This window comes from Companilactobacillus sp. FL22-1 (genome assembly GCF_043951805.1).
Lineage (GTDB): Bacteria > Bacillota > Bacilli > Lactobacillales > Lactobacillaceae > Companilactobacillus.
This window is the reverse complement of record NZ_JBINJY010000010.1, coordinates 82,257-103,952: the sequence shown is the minus strand read 5'-3', so window position 1 is coordinate 103,952 and position 21,696 is coordinate 82,257. Positions and strand designations below refer to the sequence as shown.

Below are 21,696 nucleotides of genomic sequence, written 5' to 3'. Positions count from 1 at the left end.
ATAAAGGAGTGATTCCCCATGGATCACATTCAAAAAAAGTTACAGACGAAATCCAAAGCCACTTTTCAAGACTACTTTGGAAAAGGAATTTGTTATCTTTGCATTGGTTTAATTATTCTATTAGTCGCTTGTATCCTCTATTTCATCGCTTCTAAAGGTTTAGCAACTTTTACTCAAAACCATGTACGTGTTTTCGATTTCTTAACCAAATCTAATTGGAATCCGGGAGCAACAGATGCAAAAGGTAATCCTGACGTAGGTGCGCTACCAATGATCGTTACTTCATTCAGCGTCACTTTGTTAGCTGCTCTTTTAGCCACACCTTTTGCTTTAGGAGTTGCCATTTTCATGGCTGAGTTTTCAAGCAAACGAGGAACCAAAATTTTACAGCCTGTGATCGAATTATTAGTTGGAATCCCATCAGTTGTTTACGGATTCATCGGTCTTTCCGTAATCGTTCCCTTCATCCGGGGAATCTTTGGCGGAACTGGCTTTGGTATCTTAGCTGGTACTTTAGTGCTATTCGTCATGATTTTACCAACTATCACTTCATTGACGGTTGATAGTTTAAAATCAGTCCCTCTTTACTACCGTCAAGCCTCATTGGCACTAGGTGCCACTCGTTGGCAAACTATTTACAAAGTTATTTTACGATCAGCTATCCCAGGTATTTTAACAGCCATTATCTTTGGAATGGCCAGAGCGTTTGGTGAAGCCCTCGCTGTTCAAATGGTCATCGGTAATGCGGCTCTTATGCCTAAGAACTTAATTTCACCTGCTTCAACTTTGACCAGTAAATTAACTACCGATATTGGTAATACGGTTATGGGAACTTTACCAAACAATGCTCTCTGGTCACTAGCTCTGATCTTATTATTGATGTCACTGTTCTTAAATCTCCTCGTTAAATTTATCGGAAAGAGAGGTCAATTCTAAATGAATGCAAAAAAAATAGACAAAATTGCAACTGGTATCATCCATCTAATCGTTGCAGCCGTCATTTTACTTTTGATTGCCCTCTTGGGTTATATTCTCTTCAATGGGGTCCCTGATATTTCTTGGCATTTTCTAACCAGCGCTGCACAATCATTTAGTGCCGGCGGAGGTATCAGAGATCAATTATTCAATTCACTATATCTCCTAGTTCTGACTGTCATCGTCTCCTTGCCAATCGGTTTAGGTGCCGGTATTTATCTATCAGAATATGCTTCTGATAATTGGTTTACAAATTTGATCCGGACCAGTGTCGAGGTTTTAAGTTCATTACCATCAGTTGTGGTTGGACTATTTGGCTACTTAGTTTTCGTTATCAAATTAAATCTAGGTTTCTCCATCTTATCTGGAGCAATTGCTCTAACCTTTTTCAATCTACCATTACTGACACGTAATATTGAAGAATCACTTCGCAATGTGCCTGACCTACAAAGAGAAGCAGGGATGTCTTTAGGCCTATCACAATGGAGAACAACTACTAAAATTGTCTTGCCTGCAGCTTTACCTGGTATCTTAACCGGGTTGATCCTTAGTGCTGGTAGAATTTTTGGTGAAGCCGCTGCCTTGATTTACACTGCTGGACAAAGTGCACCAACCGTTGACTATACAAACTGGAACATCTTTTCTGCCACCAGTTTCTTAAACCCAATGCGTCCCGCTGAAACTTTGGCAGTTCATATTTGGAAAGTTAACACTGAAAGTGTGACCCCTGATTCAGCACTTATCTCCAGTGCCTCTTCAGCAGTGTTGATTATTGTCATCTTGATTTTTAACCTAGGAGCACGTTTCTTAGGTAATAAACTCTACAGTAAAATTACTGCTTCGAAATGAGGTCTTAAATTGTGAAAGAATATAACTTAAACGACTCATACATTACTGATATTAATGAAGAAACAGCACTCTCTGCTAAAAACCTTCAGGTCTATTATGGCGACAATCATGCACTTTTTGACGCTAGTTTAAATTTTGCCCGTTATAAAATCACTTCCTTGATTGGTGCTTTCGGTTGTGGAAAGTCGACTTTACTTCGTTGTTTAAATCGGATGAATGACCGTATCGCCCGTGTTGATGGTGAAATCATGTATCGTGACCTCGATATTAACAGTCCTAAAATCAACGTTTATGAAGTTCGCCAACATATCGGCATGGTTTTTCAACGGCCAAATCCTTTCGCCAAATCTATCCGTGAAAATATTACCATTGCTTTGAAAAATGCTGGTGTCAAAAATAAGCATGAACTAGATGAACGAGTTGAAACAAGTTTAAAGGGTGCTGCTTTGTGGGATGAAGTAAAAGATGACCTTGATACGAGTGCTTTAGACCTTTCCGGTGGTCAGCAGCAAAGACTCTGTATCGCTAGATCAATTGCCATGAAACCAGACATCTTGTTACTCGATGAACCCGCTAGTGCGCTTGATCCAATTTCAACTTCTAAAATTGAAGAGACCTTACAGACTTTGAAAAAAGATTACACTATCATCATCGTTACTCATAATCTTCAACAAGCATCCCGAATTAGTGATTACACTGCCTTTCTTCACTTGGGACACGTGATTGAATATAATTCAACTGTCAATATTTTCACTAATCCTAACCGCCAACCAACTGAAGATTACGTTTCTGGAAACTTTGGTTAAAAAAAATAACGATCTCCATCAACGGAGTTCGTTATTTTTTTGCTCTCAAAACGAGTTGATATTGCTCAGCATTACTAGTCTTCTTAATAATGTATTCACGAATGATCAGCTTTTTTAAATCTTCACGGCTAATCTTTTCAGCACTCATAAAAGCACGGTGAATCTTGTGATTAAAAGTCGTAACTAGTGCCATCCAACCTTGGGTAGTTACGATCGACCATTCATTGCCACTAGCCATTATTTCAGACCGTCTGATTTCATCACAAAATTCAAACGCTGCCCCAGCAACCAAAAAGTTACTTGCTTTTTGATCAACCATTTTTGCCAAATCTTCAATTTTTTCAATCAACATAAGTATCCCTCAAATTATATTAAAAAAAGCGGGTCAACGAGGACTCGCTTTCATTTTAAGCTATTTCAAACTGATTATGAAGCCGATTAATCATTATCGCCTTGAGCTCGTAATAATTCACCTAAAGCTGGTTGCGTCTTAGGATCAATTTCATATCTCTTGGCATATGCGTCGACCGCCTCTTGACCATAAAGCTTTGCATCTAGCTGAACCAGACTCGTGGCAATCGGATCGATCTGTCTAATCTGAGCGTCCACAACAATTGGTTTCTTATTGCCAGCAGCTTGTAAGTCTTTAATCTTGGCAAACACATCATCAACATCTTTGATCGACTTGACTGTAAAGCCAATTCCTCCAAGACCTTCTGTCACTTTGGCCCAATCAGCACCTGTCAGGTCAACTCCGTACAGATGTTGTTTTGTAGCTATTTGTTCATAATAAATGTATCCCAATCTTTCATTGGAAAGTATTACATTGATTACCGGCAAATTATATCTAACTTCAGTAATGATGTCTGGTGCGACCATTGAAAAGCCTCCATCACCTGATAAAGTCCACGCTTGTGCATCAGGGAAACTCAATGCTCCTGCCAGTCCTGCCGGCAAACCAAAGCCCATTGTGGCAAATAATCCAGAGATAGCAAATTTTTGATTCTGATTCATTGGCAGTCCCCGAACGCTGAATTCACTGACATTCCCCGTATCAACACCATAAGTATCATTAGGACCAGCCATTTCAGCTATTTTCTTAACGACCGTCTCGGCATTAAGTCCTTGACTGTCATCCTTGGCACGCTCATCAAGCCAGCGATTCCAGTTAGCCTTATTTTCTTGGTTCGCTTTTAACCATAATCCTGCTGGTAAAGTTTCTTTGGTATCGATCATACTTTGCAAATAAGTTTTGGCATCGGCAATCACCGCATAGTCAGCATCGACTGTTTTGCCAATATCAAATGGATTATCGTTCACGTTGATAACTTTGATATTCTTTGGCCACGATCTAGCAAAAGGAAACTCTGATCCAATGAGAAGAATCAGATCGGCATGATGAACAGCCTCAAATCCAGGTTTACTGCCCAAACGACCTGATGTTCCGACAAAGTTTGGATGATCAGTGCTAATTACCCCGGTAGCGGGAACGGTATTCAGCACTGGTAGATTAAACTGTTCCGAGAATTTGGCTAGTAGATCTTTGGCGCCTAACAGACCTCGACCAGCGTAAACTAAAGGATGTTTAGCTTCTTTGAGCATTTGTAAAGTATTCTTGATATCTTCTGGATTAATTGTTTGTGTGTAAGCTTTTTCAACTACTTTCGGAGTTTTAGTAGGAATATAATCAATCTCTTGAGTAGTTAAATTTTCAGGTAAAATTACCACCGCAGGACCTTTTTGACGATATGCTTCACGAATTGCCTGATTAATTACATAGGGAATTTGTTCAGCGTTAGTTACAGTACGATTATAAACGGCTACATCCGCAAACATGGGAATCTCATCCATCTCTTGGAATGAATTCAAGTTCATAATTGCCTGTCCCACTTGTCCCACTAAAGCTAAAACCGGAACATGATCCATCTTGGCATCATATAATCCGTTGAACAAATGAGTTGCTCCAGGTCCAGCCGAACCAAAAGCTACACCAATTTTTCCGGTATATTTGGCATCAGCACTAGCGGCCAAGGCGCCCACTTCTTCATGACGAACTTGAATATATTTCATTTTATCTTTTTCTAAATATAAACCTTCAACGGTATGATTGATTGAACCACCAGGAACACCATAAATGTGGTCAACGCCCCAGTCTTCCAAAACTTTTACTAAAGCTTGTCCAGCTATCATTTTTGTCATTTTACTCACTTTACCTTTCAGGGATTCATAAATAAATATGTTCTATGCAATCGTTATCATGAAGTATTCCAACTTTAAATACAACTAATTGATTTTTATTCTAGAGCACTCGAATTATGACAACTCCAAAAATCATGACTAAAAGGCTTAAAAATTGAGCAAAAGTTACAGTATTTTTTTGAGCGGCCAACAAACCAAATTGATCGATCAACAAACTGCCTATTATTAGCCCCACTAGGACAATCACTACGGCCAAACCAGTACCTAAAATTGGCACTAAATAAGCATTTCCCAAGACAAATACTGCTCCAATAAAACCGCCAAACCACATCCACCAAGGATTACGACCGCCAGCTTGATTTAAACTTACTTGTGGTCTCAAAATTAACACTAAAATTATTAAAAGTAAGGTACCTACAGCAAAAGAAATAAAGGCCGCTTTAATTGGTGAGTTTAAAATCAAACCTAAATGACCATTGATAGCAGTCTGACTAGCACTGACCATGCCAGCAATTACTCCCACTAAGCGATAAGGCCATAAGTTCGGTGTCTTATTCACGGATGACGCAATTTTATTCTGGCGTTTTGCCAACAATTGATTAATAGAAACGGCTCCTACTACACCGATTACAACTAATCCCGCTCCTACTAGCCTCATTGGCATTAGATGCTGCACTTTAGAATCAAAAAACCCAAAATTATCTATCAATAATCCCATCAAAATTTGACCTAATATTGGCATAATGACGGTTTGTATACTTCCTAAATGAGGAAATAATAAAATATTAGTGGTCAAATATATAACTCCTAAAATTCCTCCAAACCAGATCCATATTGGTTGCTGAATTAACATTTGGCTAGACAAGAACAAAGTCTTTTTTTGAATAAGAATCAGCAAAGCCAAGAAAACCATACCAAAAAGAAATGAGATTAAAGAGGCAACAAATGGCGATTTGACTGCAAGCCTTAATCTGGTATTGATACTAGTTTGAATCGGCAACCCAATGCCAATAATTAAGCCAATCATAATTGCCATCATACTTTTACCTCCATTAATTTGACCTTTATGATAGTTACTTTCTGTAGAAAAACAATTTTTTGAATTCAGAACAAATAAATAACCCCTGATCTCATATTGAAATCAGAGGCTACTTGCTACTTATTCTCGAAAGACGTTGCTATTTTGAACTACCTTCGAACATTATCAGTTATTAAAGAATTGTGCTGCAATCAAGAAAACTATTCCCCCAACAATTACCCCAATCCCAATTATCAGATAATTCCAAAGTCCTAAAACTCCTAAGAGAATCAAGATAATTCCAATAATTGGATGATGAAGTAGTGCCATCCCCGTTTTGATAAATAACCAAATGATAACGAGAATTGCCGCACCAACAGCAAGTAAAATTGGTGCTGAGCTGCTGGAACTGGCTGCCATTAATGTGAGCATCATAAGCCTCCTTTTTAGTAAGACAAATTATATCATTAAAATCATTTTAGAGTGCATTTATTTGTACAATTAAAATTGTTTTAAAATGATATGTAAATTGCTGTAATTATTATGAAAATAATATTACAATCAAACCTTAAGAAGATGTTGAGGGATCGTTTTCTTAACATTCTGCTTCAAAGGAGTTCTTATTTTGATTTTTAAAACAAAAAATCACCGCAAATGGTTAGCCACAGCCTACATCGTGGCTTTCTTTCTCTTAGAACTATTAGTTCTGACGAACAGTTCAATTGTCACTAGTATCGATGGTGGAGCCCAAAACCTTCTGGGAGGTCTAGTTTCTCCTTTCAACACGAAACTGTTCTCAATGATCACCACCTTGGCTAGTCCTGCGATGGATGCAATTTACTTAATAGTTATCGCCATTTTCCTATATCGGAGCGGAAAAAAAGATGCCGGACTTTGGATTGGATTTATATTGATTAGTGGTAATATCATTTCCTACCTTGTCAAAATCACAGTTAAAAGACCTCGTCCTACAGCAAAATTGCTGCCAGCTTCGGGATACAGTTTCCCCAGTGGCCATGTTTTTGGAACAAGCTTAGTCATCTTAGCTTTAATTATTTTCATCCTACCGATGATTCGAAATGCATCGACTCAACAAGTCATTAAAATCTTGTTGGTAATTTGGTTAATCATTGTTGCCATTTCCAGAGTATATTTACGGGGACATTATCTAAGCGATGTTCTCGGCAGTGCTCTTTTAGCAGGTGCTTGGTGGGAATGCTCAGAATTACTTTACCTACGTTACTATGATTCAATAGCTAATCTGCTTAAATTAAACAACGCCGAAGATTAAAAAAACAATCAGCAAGTTCAAACTACTTAAGTCATCAGACTTTAAGCAGCATTTGGACTTTAACTGATTGTTTTTTTATTTGGTGATAATAGTTTGAATTGCTGACAATAATCTAGTTATATCGTCAGGATAAACTTCACCAATATTACCAATACGGAAAGTTGGAACTTGCGAGATTTTACCTGGATAAATAACAAAGCCATCTTGCTTCAACTCTTGATAGAACTGATTGAAATCAAAATCATCACTCGGATAAATAAAGGATGTAATAATTGGTGACTGATACTTCTCATCAATTAGAACTTTAAATCCTAGAGATTCCATCCCTTCGGCTAAATGCTTCTGGTTGTCGGAATAACGTTTGTTACGTGCAATTACACCACCCTCTTCAGATAGTTCTTTGAGAGCTTGTGCAAAGGCATGTACAACATGCGTTGGTGAAGTAAAGCGCCACTTTCCATCATGACGTTCCATTTCCGCATATTGACTATATAAATCAAGAGATAAGGTCTGAGCCAACCCTTTTGTTGATTCTAATAATTGTTTATTAGCAATAACAAACGAAAATCCTGGGACACCTTGAATACATTTATTGGAACTACTGATCAAATAATCAATTTTTTCAGCTTTTAAATTAATTGGAATTCCACCGAAACTACTCATAGCATCTACAATCGTCACTATGCCACGTTCATGGACGAAAGGTATAATTTCTTCAATTGGATTTAAAATTCCTGTGGTAGTTTCACAATGAATCATTGCGAAATGTGTAATATCAGGATATTCATCAAGATACTCCGTTACTTTTTCTAAAGTAATTGGTTCTCTTTCGTCAACTACCAGATCAACATGATCTATCCCATAAATATCTGCCATTTAACTAATTCTTTTGCCGTAGGCACCGTTGATGGCAATCAATAATTTATCATCCAAAGTAAAAGTTGAGCTAATGACAGATTCTACGCCATAAGTTCCACTACCTTGAATGGGAACAGCAGTATATTCATCAGCCGTAACTTGGCCTAATTCCAACAATGAATGTCGAAACGACTGGGTGATTTTTTTATAATCTTCATCCCAAGTGCAATAATCAAAATTCATTGCCTGTTTTACTGTTGAACTTGTCGTCAAAGGTCCGGGGGTTAAAAGTAAATAATTTTCTACCATTTTTTATCCATCGATTCATTTAAATATTCAATAATTTGAACTAAATCAAATATACTGTCAATCACAAAGTCAGCGTTAACCGCTTCAAACTTACGTTTTGCTTCATTTCGTTTAACCATTTGTTCGTCATTACTCAATTCACTAAATTCAACCTGTGATAATCCCATCAAACTACTGCCTTCAACTATCCCAACCGTTTTCACGCCAGCATTTTGTCCTTCTTCTATATCAACCAAAGTATCGCCAACTTTGATTATTTTACTAGGATCATCGATATTGAATTTGTCCATAATGAATTGAATCATGGCTGGAGATGGTCGTCCAACGCCATCAACATCTTCAGCTGTAACTACCAAATCTGGTGCATAGCCTAATTCTGCTGCCTTATCCTGAACGATCTCCATCATTTCCGCAGTATAGCCGGTAGTTGTGGCCACTTTAATTCCATAATTTTTCAGGTAATTAAAAGTCTTCAACACTCCAGTTTTCAACTCCGTGTAATCTTTCAAATAGCGCAATAATGATTCTTGAAAATCAGCATAGATCTTCTTTCGATCCTCAGTATTAGGTGTACGGGAGTACATTTCCTTCCATTGATCTTGAACATCTTCCAGCTGCAAGATCTTACCGATATGATCCCACTTGGCCATGCCCATATCTTCTCTGATTTCATCATCGCTTAATTCAATTCCAGCTTTTTTGAAAGCTTTTTTAAACGCAATAACTGGAGCCAAACTGCCATAATCGACAGTCGTACCTGCCCAATCAAATATTACTGCTTCAATCATAAATTCTCTCCCTAACTTAACGGTTCAAATAAAATTGTCTTATTTTGACCGCGATAAACTCCAAAATAAATGCCACTAAGATGACCAGATAAACGATGAATCCAGTCTCATGGAAATCAAAACTCATACCACTGGCAACAAATAATTGATAACCAATTCCACCAGCACCTGCGGCTGCTCCAACAGCGATAGCGTTGGCAAAGTTAATTTCCAATCTAATGAAAGTCCACGAAACAAATGAAGCGACAATTGTTGGCCAAATTGCTTGGAAAACAATTACCCAAAATTTTGCACCTGTAACTTTCAATGACTCGATCGTAGACTGATCGATTCCCTCAATACTCTCTGAATATGCCTTTGTTAAGTAGGCAATACTGTGAAAACTTAATCCAAGAACTGCGGCGGTGGTTCCCAATCCACAAACAATTGAGAAAATCAGCGCCCAGATAATCGTTGGAATTGCTCGGATGATGGCCATTACCACTCTGATACCAGCACCTAAATACGCATTGGTTAAATTCTTAGAGGCCATAACGGCGAATAAGAAACCAAAAACTGCTCCAATAATTGTCGTTAAAATAGACAACATTACACTACTAGCCAATGCTTGAACTAAGAGAACTATTCCGTCAGTTCCTGCATTAGGTTGTAAAAACATTTGATTCAACGTAGTAGCCAACTCTCGAAAAGCGACATCTACTTTTACACCAGCAGTATCTAGGTGTGTCAGCGTATACCCAGTAATCAAGACTAAGCTGAGAAAAACCACCAATATTATTGTTCTTGATAAACTTTGCTCATGTAATTTGATTTGTGGAGATCTTGGTGTCTTTGGTTTACTAATGACGCGTTCTTCACTATTAATCACAAGATCACCCTCCTAATCTGATTTGAAATTGTCTCAAGTAAAATTACAACAACAATAATGGCTAAGACGGTCATTCCCGCAGCTGCGAAGCGAAAACTCTTATAATAAACATCGAAAATAAATCCAATCCCTGTACCGGTCAAGATACCAACTAAAGTAGCATCTCGAACGTTATTCTCAATCATATAGAGAATCCAACTTAAAATACTAGGTAATATCTGTGGTAAAACAGCTTGAAAAATCACTTGAAAGTAACTTGCACCAGTTGCCTTTAGTGCCAACATGGTTTCACTTGCTTCGTCTTCAATGATTTCCATGAAAGCACGAATCAAGTAACCAATTGACATTAATAGCAATGCCAAGAAACCTGTAAAATCACTTTGCTTGAAAGAAAATAGTAGGATCATTGACCATGCAACTAACGGAATGTTTCTAAAGAAAGAGGCAATTCCTCTAACTATCGTTTGAACAAAGCCATTAATACCAGTAACTTTAGAACCCAACAAAGCTATAAAAATTGAAATAAACGCTGCAACAACAGTTGATGATATTGCTAGCAACACGGTCTGAATCAGCTTTTGCCAAATTCTAGGAAGATACTGCATGGATTCTGGTGTTGGTCTGAAATTGACTCCTAACCATGCGAAAGCCTTTGGGATAGCCAAAAGTCCATTCACATTATTGAAATCTAATACCCAACTACCAAAGATATAAATACCGCCAATAAGAGCGATAATTCCTGTCTGATACCAACCTTTGTGTGCTAAAAATTTTGTCGGAGATTGCATTTTTATTCAAGCTCCTTCGTAATATCTTGATCATACAGTGTCTTCAAAATATCTTCTGATAATAAATCAGCGTCTTCATCGAAAACCAAATGTCCCTTACGAATACCGATAATTTGATCTGCAAATTGCTTAGCCATGTTGATTTGATGAAGGTTAGCAATACAAATCAATTGGTATTCATCAGTCAAGTCCTTTAACAGTTGCATAACATTTTGTGCTGAAGCAGGATCTAATGAGGCAATAGGTTCGTCACAGAGAATGACTTTGGGATGTTGAATCAAAGAACGGGCAATCCCCACTCGTTGCTTTTGACCACCACTCAATTCGGAACATCTCTTTAAAGCAAAACTTTCCAAGCCAACCTTTTTAAGTAAAGACATAGCTTCTTGTTTTTCTTCTTGGGTATATCTACCAAAGACACCAGCTAAGGTTGATTTATAACCTAGACGTCCGTGTAGAACATTCTCAATAACTGTCAAACGTTCAACTAAATTGTAATTTTGAAAAATCATTCCAATTTGACGACGATATTTTCTTAATTGCGATTTATTGGCTAATCGCAAATCATTACCGTCCAGAAGAATTTGACCATCATCATCTTTGATCAATTGATTAAGACTTCGTAAAATAGTTGTTTTACCAGCACCTGAGGGACCAATAATTGCCACAAACGTCCCTGGTTTAATATCAAAAGAAATATCAGTTAATGCTGGTTTATCTTTTTCATAGCTTTTTTGTAAATTCTTAACTTCTAACATAGTTACCTCTTATTTACCGACAAGTTCATGTGTTGGTTTGTACCATGCATCATCAACTTTTAGAAGAATCATCTTGTCACTCTTCTTTTGCCATAATGTAGGTGTCTTACCTTTACCATCAGAGAATAGAGCCTTGTTCTTAGTAAATTCTTCAGTTGTGAAACGTTTTGTAATTGCATCTTTGTCCTTGGCACTTAGTGCTTTGGTATTAACAACAAAAGGTCCGTTTTGAACAGGTAATACTGAAATATCAACTAATTGCTTACCCTTGAATTCTGCAAATGGTGCGTCAGCGTCGTCCTTAACAGTAAAGACTGAACCTGGTTTGTCATAGCTACCCTCAGTAACTTTAAGGAATGGTGTCAAATCAATATCATCAAATGCTGCGACATCAACGTCACCCTTCAATAAGTTAATAGCTGAACCTGGGTGAGTACTTCCGTAAAGAACTTTTGTGAAGAACTTACCACCCTCAGATAATTCGTCCTTGTTTTTCAAATTGAAATGCTTTTGAATTTCATCAGTTGGAACCGCAAATCCTGAAGTTGAACTTGTTGAAACGAATGAAGCTTTTTCACCCTTGATCTTGTCAATGTTGTACTTGCCGTCTTTCTTGTATTGATCGGCTTTTTCTTTTGGAACCATTAGATATGAACGATAACTAGCACCTTTAGTTGTACCGGTAGGACCTGATTGTAATAATAGTGGTTCAACCTTGCTGTTTTGGGCATGAGCTTGAATATATCCATCAGCACCCATGAAAGCAAGTTGTGCTTTACCTGATGCAATGGCTTCAATGGCCACATTATAATCAGTTGTAGTTTGAATATTGATCTTCTTACCAGTTGCTTTGTGAAGCTCTTCTTGTAAAGCTTTACGTGAAGCCGTGAAGTTCTTGGCTGATTCATTTGGATAAAAGACCATAGTAATTTCTTTATTATCTGCACTGCCGTTCTTTTCAGAAGCTGAACTCTTAGATGAGCAACCAGCTAATACTCCCATAAGTAGCAAAAACACCCCTAGAAAAGCGGTTAATAATCGCCCTTTTTTCATAAATAATTCCCAACTTTCTATATAATTTTTTGAACAACCTTAGATTAACAAAGCAATGTAAAGGAACAATAAATTTTCTGTAAAAAATGAAATTTTAACTTTTACAGTATTTATACATTTTTTATACATTTAACTAGGCTATAATAAAATTGAATTTAAGTAGGAGGTAAAATTTATGGCAACAAATATTCCATACATCGAATTAGCAAACGGCGTAATGATTCCTCAAGTCGGTTTAGGCGTCTTTAGAATGAATGATCAAGAAGTACTCGACAGCGTCAAATGGGCTATTGAAGCTGGGTATCGTCATATCGACACTGCCAGTTTCTACGACAATGAATCAGCCGTTGGACAGGCTATCAAAGCTTCTGGAATTGATCGTAAATATTTATTCATTACTACCAAAGTTTGGAACAACGTTCGTGGCTATGATGAAACAATTAAACAATTCAATAGTTCCTTGGAAAAATTAGGTTTAGACTATTTGGACCTATATTTGATCCACTGGCCTGCTGCTGGATTTGAAGAAAATTGGCGGGCAATGGAAGATCTTTACAAAGCCGGTAAAATTCGGGCCATTGGCGTTTCAAACTTTAAAGCTCATCACATTGAACAATTGATGAAAACTGCTACGATTGCCCCAATGGTTGATCAAATTGAGACCCACCCTTACTTACAAGAAAAAGATCTTCACGAGTATTTAGCTGAAAAAAATATTGCTCACGAATCTTGGAGTCCACTAGGTGGCGGTATCAACAAAGTAGTCGATGATCCTGTAATCAAAACAATTGCTGATAAATATCAAAAGTCACCTGCACAAGTCATTTTGAAGTGGCATATTCAACGTGGTGAAATTATCATCCCTAAGTCCACACACGAAAATCGGATCAAAGAAAACATTGATCTCTTCGATTATCATTTCGACCTAACACCTGAAGAAATGAATCAAATTGCTGGATTAGATGCTGACAAACGTGTCGGAGCTGATCCTGACGATGAAGAGTTTCTAGAAGAATCCACGACATATACCAATCAAAATCACAACAAATAATAATATTGAAAAACTGAAATGGTTTTTACTCTTTGTCAAATCGTATTGATGAATAGTTTTTGTATGAAAGGCATCCTCTCGCAGGGTGCCTTTTTTATCTTTCCGATGGTTCTTTTAAGGGGACCATTGGAATAAGATGTTGTGCAACCATTTCTCACGTAATTTAAATTACGACGTAACGTTGAAATAGACGTATCCATAGCGGTGTTGTTCTTTTTTCATTTTCTAGAGACAAAAAAACTGGCATTGATTATTCATCAATACCAGAAAGTATAGAACCATAATAAATAACTAACCGTAATGAAGTGCAACACAAAAGTTAGACTACTGAAATATGATTATTTTGTATTAGAAATCTATATCTACTAAGAAATTGCTTGAGTTTTCTTGCGATATTCTAATGGCGTCTGATGGTAACGTTCCTTAAAAGCCGCATAAAAGCTCTTTTCGTCTGGAAAACCCGTTTTGACCGCAATTTGTGAAAATCTTTCGTCAGTCTGAGTGATCGAATCGGTGGCCTTTTGAATGCGCAGCAAAGTCAGATATTTCTTAGGTGACATCCCCAAATATCTTTTAAACATCTTGGAAAAATAGGCATAGCTGTAGTTGTACTCCTGGGCCATTTGTGACAGCTGAATTTCATTTTGATACTTCTGATGGAATTCAGCAATTATCTCAGAGATCACATTTGGTATCTCACGATTCTCAATCTTTTCAGTTGTAAAATCTTTAACCAAAATACTGATCAGTTCAACTGCCATCGAAAGTTGGTGCAACCGATCATCTTCCGATTGATTGTCGCTAGAAAATTCCTTAATACTTTCGATCAAAGTGATCAATTCCCTAAAAGCTGGCATCTGACTAGCTTTTTCTGGTTTCTTGATCAAACCGAAACTCTTATTTTTCAAAGTCTTGGGCATGCAGTGGCGTAGCCAATCATAATTAACTAATAATGTCACGATTCGTTGCTGTGGCGTAATTACCGTATCGAACCCATGGATCAATCGAGAATTGATTACATAAACATCCCCTTGTTCCAACTGATAATTTTTATCTTCAATAAACATCGTTCCCGGGTTTCCTTGTTCAATGTAACTAATTTCAATTGCTTCGTGCCAATGAGGAACAACATACTTCTTTCCGACAGGCCGGTGATAAATACATTTGATTGGATTAACATAATCAAAATTTAATATTTCCATGGGAGTTAGCATAATATTCATCCTCCTTTAGGACAAAAATTGGAAGTTAACTGGTCAAAAATCATCTTACTCATTTTATTGTAAGCGGATACAATATGGGTGTCAATTAAATCTATCATATTTCAAACATTCCCTGATTTTTAGGAGGAGCAAAAAATGGCACATTTCAAAATCAATTATTTTTCTAATGCTTTATTAAAAGATTGTCAAATGGACTTACTTCTGCCACAACGAACTGCTGACAATCCAGACTGGGACGAAGAACTATTGAAAGATATTCCAGTACTATATTTACTCCATGGCATGAGTGATGACAACACCTCTTGGTTAAGAAAAACTCGTCTGGAACGCTTATTAAAAAGTACCCCTTTAGCAGTTGTCCTCCCCAATGCCGATTTAAGCTGGTATGCAAACACGGCTTACGGTATGGACTACTACAATGAAGTTGCAATAGAAATCCCTAAACTAATTCACGAGTTTTTCCCACAACTCTCAGTTAAGCCGGAAAAGAACTTTTTAATGGGAGCATCAATGGGTGGCTACGGTGCTTATAAAATCGCCTTATCGACCAATAACTTTGGTTATGTTGCCTCACTTTCAGGAGCTTTTGACCCTAGTGGCAACAACAAGATTCTGGAAAGTTTTCGTCCGAGCAATTATTGGAATAACGTTATCAGCCGTCGAGATGATTTCGCTAATTCCCCTGACAATCTCATATACTTAGCTTCTCAAAAACTAGAACGCCATGAAACGATGCCAAAATTTTTCGCATGGTGTGGCAAACAAGATTTCCTTTATCAAGACAATCTCCACTTGATCGATGAATTTGAAAATTTGAAGATTAAAATTGACGCTAACTTTACTGACGGAAAACACGATTGGTATTACTGGGACCAAAAGCTTGAAGATGTTCTGAAATGGCTACCAATCAACTATCTTCCCGAAGAAAGATTATCTTAAGGAGGGATTAACATGGACTATTCACAAGATGCAAAAACAATCATTGCTAATGTTGGTGGCGATAGTAATATCAACACTTTGATCCACTGTATGACCCGACTCCGCTTTACTTTGAAAGATGAGAGTAAAGCTAATACTTCTGAAATTGAAAAAATGGATATTGCCATCAAAGTTATGAAAGCTCAAGGTCAATACCAAATTGTTATTGGTAATAAAGTCACTGACGTTTTCAACGCAATTTTAAGCCAGCTGCCTCGTTTAGCAACTGAAGACGCTGGTGAAACAGAAACAGTGGCTGAAACTGTTTCAGAAGCTCCCGCAACTCTTGGAGCAAAATTCAAGCATGGATACGACGAATTCATTGGTGTACTGACAGCTTCAATGATGCCCATCATCGGTGTTTTAGCTGGTTCCGGTATCACCAAAGGTATCCTGGCCGGACTAGTCAGTGCTGGTGTCTTGAGTGAGAAAGCGGGTATTTTCGTTTTAATCAATACCATGGCGGATACGATTTTCTACTTCTTACCAGTCATCCTTGGTTTCACCGCTGCCAAAAAATTGGGTTCAGATCCCATCGCCCTGGCAGTCGTAGGTGCCTTTCTAATTCATCCCAATATAATTGGTGTGGCTGCAAGTAAAGTACCTGAAATTGGCATTTGGAGTGGCTTTGCTGTTAAGATCATGAACTACTCCGGTTCAGTCTTTCCAATCATTGTCGCCGCATGGTTAGGTAAATACGTTGAAAGATACGTCAAGAAAGTTATCCCTGAAATGATTCAAGGCATTTTCGTTCCTATTATTGAAATTATTATCCTATCCTTCGCCTTACTCCTAGTTGTTGCTCCAATCATTACTGTTTTAAGTAAAGGATTAGCTGATGGTATCTCAGCATTACTATCATTTAACGGTATTATCGGTGGAGCAATCTATGGAGCCTTCTATCCAATCTTAGTAGTCTTTGGACTACATTGGCCTTTGATTCCAATTGTTATCAACGATTTAGCGGTAAACGGACAAAGTGTTATCTGTGCATTGACTTCAATTACTGCAGTCGGAATTGCCGGTGGTGTCTTTGCTGTTGCAATCAAGACTAGAAAAAAGAAGTTTGAAGCTCTTGGTTACTCTGCTGGAGTCTCAGCTCTATGCGGAATCTCAGAACCTTCACTTTACGGAATCCTTTTGAAGTACAAGCGTGTTTTCTACATGGTGATGATCGGTAATGCTATCGGTGGCGCTGTCGGTGGTGCCATGCACTTAGTTATTTACGGATTTACTGGCAGCTTGATTGGCTTCCCTTCATTCATCAATCCTAAAGGTGGTATCGACAGTAACTTTACTGCTTATATCATCTCCCACTTGGTTGCCTTTTTAGTAGCCTTTGTACTGACTTATCTCTTCGGTTACAGTGATAAAATGGTTCCCTCAGATCAAGAAGCTTAGAAAGATACTTTCTTTTATGATATAACTCCCTATATTTGACTGATATGACTGTTCAAAAAGTGAACAGTCATATTTTTTTATCTAACAAATCTAAAAAAATCGTCATTGAATTATAAGCTATTTTAAGCTATTATTAGTACAAGACTTATATTAGCTTAAAAAAGTGGTGAAATTATGCAAAAAGAACGGCTCGACTTAATTTTAAAACAACTCCAAAAAAGCCAGACTTTGACTCTAAAAGAGATCATCGACCTGACTGGAGCCTCACGTGATACGGCCCGACGAGACATTGTCAAGTTGACTAATAATAATCTAGTTGAACGAAATTATGGCGGTATCAGTTTGCCCAACACTTTTAAAAAACTCGATAGCTACCTTGAGCGCAGCGACGATTATATCAATGCTAAACGTGAGCTAGCTAAACGGGCGGCTAATTTTGCGAACCAAGCGACTCAAATTTATCTGGATGTTTCAACTACCGTTGAATTCATGCCGCAATTTTTAACAAATCCTAATCTATTTTCCGTCACCAATTCACTAGATATTGCCGATCAATTAATTCGCCATACTCCTGGCAAGACACGTATTCTGGGTGGCAACCTAGATGCTGAAAAACGCTGCGTAGTTGGAACCCGCCCTTGTCTTGATCTAGAGAATTATACGTTTGATTTTGCCTTTTTAAGTAGTGTCGGTATCGATCAAGATGGTATCTACTATGCTTATGAAGATGATATTGATTACAAAAATAAGCTCAGACAGCGAGCAAAGAAGTTGGTTCTCTTGCTAGACAGTAGCAAGGTTAACGTCAAACATAATTTCAAAGTACTAAATTTGGATCAAATCGACTACATCATTACTAATGATAAATTGCCACAAAAATTAGAAAACCGTTTGTTAAAATCTAAAACCCAAATGATCTATCTTTGAGGAGGAAAACTTATGAGTCAAACAATTTTATTCGATGTTGACGGCACTTTAGTTGATACCGAAAAGACCATTATCAAATCTTAGCAGAAGACTTTGAAGGACACTTTGAACATTGAACCGGCTGCTGAAGATTTATTTTATGTTTTAGGAATTCCTGGTACCAAGGCTGTAGAAAGATATGCCCAAAACTCTGAACAAGGTCAAGAACTGCTCGAACTGTGGGAGAAAAATGATCATGCCATGTTTCATTACTCTCAACTTTTTGACGGTATCAGCGAAATGTTACAAAAACTGACTGACTACGGGATTCAGCTAGGAATCGTCACTTCCAGAACTGATCAAGAAATGCAGATAGTCTTAAATAACTTCGACTTGAAGAAATACTTTGCCACCTTCATTACAGCTTCTAAGACGAAATTACATAAACCCAATCCCGACCCAATTTTCAAAGCAATTGAGACTTTAAAAATCGATCCTGCTGAAACGCTCTACATTGGTGACTCGATCTATGACTTTCAATGTGCCAAAAATGCGAATGTTGAATTTGCCTTAGCTGGTTGGGGAGCCAAAGATAATCCTGAGTTTGCTAAAGCTGACTATCTCTTACAAGTACCGGATGACTTAGTAAAATTGTTCTAACAACATGAATATTGACATTCAAAAGGCCCTTCGATTCATCTCTAGAATCGGAGGGCCTTTTAGTTATATCTAATTTTGTAAATACTTAAAAACTTGTTGTCCAGCCTGACGACCAAAAACAACTGTCTCAGCGATTGAATTTCTGCCGATACGATTATTGCCGTGAAGACCACCAGCAACTTCGCCAGCCGCAAATAATCCTTTGATAGCCTGATTATTTTCATTAAGAACTTGAGTCTGATGATTGATTGCTACTCCACCCATCGTGTAATGAACAGCTGGAGCAATGTGAATCGCATAAAACGGAGCTTGGGAAATGTCTCTTTCCATCCCCGTAGTCCGCTTAAAAACGCGATCTGCTTGCTCTTTAACAGCTTGATTCCACGTATTGATGGTCTGTTGTAACTTCAAACTGTCAACGTTTAATTCAGTAGCTAATTTTTCAACACTTGGGGCTGTTTTAACTAAACCAACATGATCATAGAAATCAATCGCTTTGACCCGCTCACGAATAGCTTGATCAAAAATCAAATAGGCTCCCATGCCACCTAAATCATCAATTGCTTTGGTAACCTTTTTTCTAGTATCGAGTTCATTGACGAATCTTTGACCACTATCGTCCACCAAAATGGCCCCTTCACCACGGACAGCTTCACCAATTAAATAAGCATGTGGCGTGTCTTGTTGAACTGTCGGATGAACTTGAACTTGGTCCATGTCCACCAACTTTGCACCAATTCTTTGAGCCAATTTCAGCCCATCACCAGTAGCGCCTGGTTGATTTGTAGTTCGTAAATTCAACAAGTCAGAACGATATTGGGCTAATAGATCTTTACCAGCTCCAAAACCACCAGTGGCTAAAATTACTGCCTCAGCTTTGATCTCAAGTTTTCGATCTGTTTCAGCTTGAACACCACTAATTCGACCGTCTTCCATCAATAAATCAGTCACCTTGATCTGATCGAAGAGTGGGATTTGATCCTTTTGAACCCATTTCAACAGCTCAGTCACCAAATATCCACCAATTGGAGCCATCGAACTTGGACGATGTGTCCGCATCGTTTTCATACCGCCAGTAATGGTTAAGTCATCTAACTCAATACCGTGTTGAGCTAACCAATCAATAGCAATGGCTCCATGTTCGGTAAAAAATCTTAATAATTCTGGATTATTGAGTTTGCCACCACCAAGGTATGTCTCATTATAAAAGTCTTCAAAACTATCAACGATTTTATGTTCCAATTGAACCGAAGTTTCCGCCGCATTCATTCCTGAGGAAGCTCTGGTAGTATTGCCACCAATCTTATCCATCTTCTCTAAAATGACTGGTGTTAACCCTAATTCATGAGCTTGAATGGCACTCGTTAATCCCGCACCGCCGGAGCCAATAATAATCACATCGTAATGATCTCTTAGTTCAGTTAAATCGGTTGGTTTAAAAACAAATTTTTCTGCCATGCTACTTCTCCTCAATGTTTGTCATATCGAGCGGTACGACCCATTTATCAAACTGTTCTTCAGTAACTAAGCCTGACTTTAAGGCAGCTACTTTCAAAGTTGTTCCTTCACGTAGAGCTGATTGCGCAATTTCGGCACTTTCATGGTAACCAATATGCGGCGACAAGGCTGTAACTGTCATCAATGATTGGTCAACTAATTCAGTCATTCGTTCTTGATTTACTGTTAAACCACTGATCATTTTATCGGTGAAACCTTTGATCGTCCCAGTCAGCAATTGCGTCGATTCCAAAAAGGTGTAGATGATTACTGGTTTATAGACGTTCATTTCAAAGTTACCTTGACTGGCAGCAATATCGATCGTTACATCGTTTCCCATCACCCGAACAGCTGCCATCGTAATTGCTTCAGCTTGTGTGGGATTTACCTTACCGGGCATAATCGATGATCCTGGTTCGTTAGCAGGAATATTTATCTCTCCGTAACCAGAGCGTGGACCACTAGCCAAAAAGCGCACGTCATTAGCAATTTTCAACAAGTCACTGGCAAGCGTTTTGATAGCTCCGTGAACCACGTTTAAACCTGAATGAGCTGCTAAACCGAAGAACTTGTTTGTCTGAGCAGTAAAGTCATGTTGATAAATTTGACTCATCGATTGAGCGATTTTTTCGGCAAAACCGGGAGCAGCGTTCAAGCCTGTTCCTACTGCTGTCCCACCAATTGCTAACTCGCTCAAGGTCTTATTCAAATCTTGCAAATAATTTAAATCGTGTTCCAAAGCACTGACCCAGCCACTGATTTCTTGACCAAAAGTTAATGGTGTTGCGTCTTGTAAATGTGTCCGGCCGATTTTGACCACTTGCCAATATTGGGCCTGCTTTTGTTTTAAAACATCGATCAAATGTTGCAGCGATTTTTCCAACTCTTCAACTGCCATTGCTGCTGTGATATTCATGGCTGTAGGAAAAATATCATTCGAACTTTGTCCGTGATTCACATCGTCATTGGGTAAAATTTCAATTTTGGAGTCGATCAATTGAGCTACATGACTAACGACTTCATTGACGTTCATATTAGTCTGCGTACCTGAACCTGTCTGATAGACAACTAATGGAAAATCTTGACGTAACTGTTCATCATCTAAACTCAGTAAATGGTCAATCGCCTTAACGATTAAATCAGCCTTTTGAGAAACTATTGCTTGAGCATCCTTATTGGCAATAGCCGCTGCCTTTTTGATTTGTAATAAGGCTTTGATGATTTCTAATGGCATCTTAGAACCTGTGGAAAAGTTATTCCGGCTTCGTTCTGTTTGAGCACCCCAGAGAGCAGTTTTAGGGATTTTAACAGCTCCTAAGGTATCTTCTTCAATTCTATAATCAGACATTTTCTTCCTCCAAGACTAAGTAGTTGTTTCAATTATAGCTGACTCAAAAGCTGAGACAAAATAAAAATCGTT

Annotated in this window: 21 protein-coding genes and 1 pseudogene; 9 read left to right on the top strand and 13 right to left on the bottom strand. The window is 38.0% G+C overall.

All coding sequences use genetic code 11. From position 1 onward, the window contains the following. Positions 1-18: 18 nt before the first annotated feature. From pstC to pstB, 3 genes are read left to right on the top strand one after another with little or no spacing between them, the layout of a single operon-like run. On the top strand, positions 19-936 hold the full coding sequence (gene pstC, locus ACG72T_RS09680; RefSeq protein WP_395266000.1) for a phosphate ABC transporter permease subunit PstC: 918 nt from the start codon (positions 19-21) through the stop codon (positions 934-936). Next, positions 937-1,824, top strand: coding sequence for a phosphate ABC transporter permease PstA (pstA, locus tag ACG72T_RS09675; RefSeq protein ID WP_395265999.1), 888 nt, complete (start codon positions 937-939; stop codon positions 1,822-1,824). A gap of 11 nt (positions 1,825-1,835) precedes the next feature. Further along, complete coding sequence (gene pstB, locus ACG72T_RS09670) at positions 1,836-2,630, top strand: phosphate ABC transporter ATP-binding protein PstB (protein ID WP_395265998.1); 795 nt, start codon at positions 1,836-1,838, stop codon at positions 2,628-2,630. A 31-nt stretch (positions 2,631-2,661) separates the two neighbouring features. Here pstB and ACG72T_RS09665 read toward each other — a convergent pair whose 3' ends face one another. The 4 genes from ACG72T_RS09665 to ACG72T_RS09650 all read right to left on the bottom strand — a co-directional run bounded on the left by ACG72T_RS09665 (position 2,662) and on the right by ACG72T_RS09650 (position 6,282). Beyond that, on the bottom strand, positions 2,662-2,982 hold the full coding sequence (locus ACG72T_RS09665) for a hypothetical protein (protein WP_395265997.1): 321 nt from the start codon (positions 2,980-2,982) through the stop codon (positions 2,662-2,664). An 86-nt stretch (positions 2,983-3,068) separates the two neighbouring features. Beyond that, entirely contained in the window at positions 3,069-4,829 is a 1,761-nt protein-coding gene (locus ACG72T_RS09660) for a thiamine pyrophosphate-binding protein (protein WP_395265996.1), read from the bottom strand. Between the two features lie 100 nt (positions 4,830-4,929). Continuing rightward, positions 4,930-5,868 (bottom strand): DMT family transporter, encoded by a 939-nt coding sequence (locus ACG72T_RS09655; protein ID WP_395265995.1) that lies wholly within the window; start codon positions 5,866-5,868, stop codon positions 4,930-4,932. A gap of 165 nt (positions 5,869-6,033) precedes the next feature. Next, complete coding sequence (locus ACG72T_RS09650; protein WP_395265994.1) at positions 6,034-6,282, bottom strand: hypothetical protein; 249 nt, start codon at positions 6,280-6,282, stop codon at positions 6,034-6,036. A 190-nt stretch (positions 6,283-6,472) separates the two neighbouring features. Between ACG72T_RS09650 and ACG72T_RS09645 the strand changes: the two genes are divergently transcribed. Continuing rightward, positions 6,473-7,138 carry a phosphatase PAP2 family protein gene (locus tag ACG72T_RS09645; protein WP_395265993.1) on the top strand — a complete coding sequence of 222 codons (666 nt, stop codon included), beginning with the start codon at positions 6,473-6,475 and terminating at the stop codon, positions 7,136-7,138. A 75-nt stretch (positions 7,139-7,213) separates the two neighbouring features. Here the strand turns inward: ACG72T_RS09645 and phnW are convergent. From phnW to ACG72T_RS09615, 6 genes and pseudogenes are all read right to left on the bottom strand, one after another. Beyond that, positions 7,214-8,305: pseudogene (phnW, locus tag ACG72T_RS09640) on the bottom strand (2-aminoethylphosphonate--pyruvate transaminase). Next, the gene (gene phnX, locus ACG72T_RS09635; RefSeq protein WP_395265992.1) at positions 8,299-9,093 is read right to left on the bottom strand and encodes a phosphonoacetaldehyde hydrolase; all 795 of its coding nucleotides are present in this window, start codon (positions 9,091-9,093) and stop codon (positions 8,299-8,301) included. The pseudogene phnW and the gene phnX overlap by 7 nt, the downstream one beginning before the upstream one ends. 16 nt (positions 9,094-9,109) lie before the next feature. Further along, positions 9,110-9,961 carry a PhnE/PtxC family ABC transporter permease gene (locus tag ACG72T_RS09630; RefSeq protein ID WP_395265991.1) on the bottom strand — a complete coding sequence of 284 codons (852 nt, stop codon included), beginning with the start codon at positions 9,959-9,961 and terminating at the stop codon, positions 9,110-9,112. Then, on the bottom strand, positions 9,958-10,749 hold the full coding sequence (locus ACG72T_RS09625; RefSeq protein ID WP_395265990.1) for a phosphate/phosphonate ABC transporter permease: 792 nt from the start codon (positions 10,747-10,749) through the stop codon (positions 9,958-9,960). The genes ACG72T_RS09630 and ACG72T_RS09625 overlap by 4 nt, the downstream gene beginning before the upstream one ends. A gap of 2 nt (positions 10,750-10,751) precedes the next feature. After that, a complete protein-coding gene (phnC, locus tag ACG72T_RS09620) occupies positions 10,752-11,507 on the bottom strand; it encodes a phosphonate ABC transporter ATP-binding protein (RefSeq protein WP_395265989.1) in 756 nt (251 codons plus the stop codon). A 9-nt stretch (positions 11,508-11,516) separates the two neighbouring features. Continuing rightward, complete coding sequence (locus ACG72T_RS09615; protein ID WP_395265988.1) at positions 11,517-12,560, bottom strand: phosphate/phosphite/phosphonate ABC transporter substrate-binding protein; 1,044 nt, start codon at positions 12,558-12,560, stop codon at positions 11,517-11,519. Positions 12,561-12,735: 175 nt separating this feature from the next. Between ACG72T_RS09615 and ACG72T_RS09610 the strand changes: the two genes are divergently transcribed. Further along, a complete protein-coding gene (locus ACG72T_RS09610) occupies positions 12,736-13,611 on the top strand; it encodes an aldo/keto reductase (protein ID WP_395265987.1) in 876 nt (291 codons plus the stop codon). A 365-nt stretch (positions 13,612-13,976) separates the two neighbouring features. On the opposite strand, the gene ACG72T_RS09605 is transcribed toward ACG72T_RS09610, so the two are convergent. Continuing rightward, entirely contained in the window at positions 13,977-14,825 is an 849-nt protein-coding gene (locus ACG72T_RS09605) for an AraC family transcriptional regulator (RefSeq protein ID WP_395265986.1), read from the bottom strand. 144 nt (positions 14,826-14,969) lie between these two features. Here ACG72T_RS09605 and ACG72T_RS09600 point away from each other — a divergent pair, with 144 nt between their 5' ends. The 4 genes from ACG72T_RS09600 (at position 14,970) to ACG72T_RS09585 (ending at position 18,779) form a co-directional block, all read left to right on the top strand. Then, positions 14,970-15,773, top strand: coding sequence for an alpha/beta hydrolase (locus ACG72T_RS09600; RefSeq protein WP_395265985.1), 804 nt, complete (start codon positions 14,970-14,972; stop codon positions 15,771-15,773). A 12-nt stretch (positions 15,774-15,785) separates the two neighbouring features. Beyond that, positions 15,786-17,213, top strand: a complete 1,428-nt coding sequence (locus ACG72T_RS09595) for a PTS transporter subunit EIIC (protein WP_395265984.1) — start codon at positions 15,786-15,788, stop codon at positions 17,211-17,213. A 171-nt stretch (positions 17,214-17,384) separates the two neighbouring features. Then, entirely contained in the window at positions 17,385-18,140 is a 756-nt protein-coding gene (locus tag ACG72T_RS09590) for a DeoR/GlpR family DNA-binding transcription regulator (protein WP_395266022.1), read from the top strand. A gap of 105 nt (positions 18,141-18,245) precedes the next feature. Further along, positions 18,246-18,779, top strand: coding sequence for an HAD family hydrolase (locus tag ACG72T_RS09585; RefSeq protein ID WP_395265983.1), 534 nt, complete (start codon positions 18,246-18,248; stop codon positions 18,777-18,779). Positions 18,780-18,848: 69 nt separating this feature from the next. Here the strand turns inward: ACG72T_RS09585 and ACG72T_RS09580 are convergent, their stop codons facing one another. Together ACG72T_RS09580 and ACG72T_RS09575 are read right to left on the bottom strand one after the other, a co-directional pair. Beyond that, positions 18,849-20,237: a flavocytochrome c gene (locus tag ACG72T_RS09580; RefSeq protein ID WP_395265981.1), complete on the bottom strand. Its 1,389-nt coding sequence runs from the start codon at positions 20,235-20,237 to the stop codon at positions 18,849-18,851. Position 20,238: 1 nt separating this feature from the next. Further along, positions 20,239-21,624 (bottom strand): class II fumarate hydratase, encoded by a 1,386-nt coding sequence (locus ACG72T_RS09575; RefSeq protein WP_395265980.1) that lies wholly within the window; start codon positions 21,622-21,624, stop codon positions 20,239-20,241. Positions 21,625-21,696 lie beyond the last annotated feature (72 nt).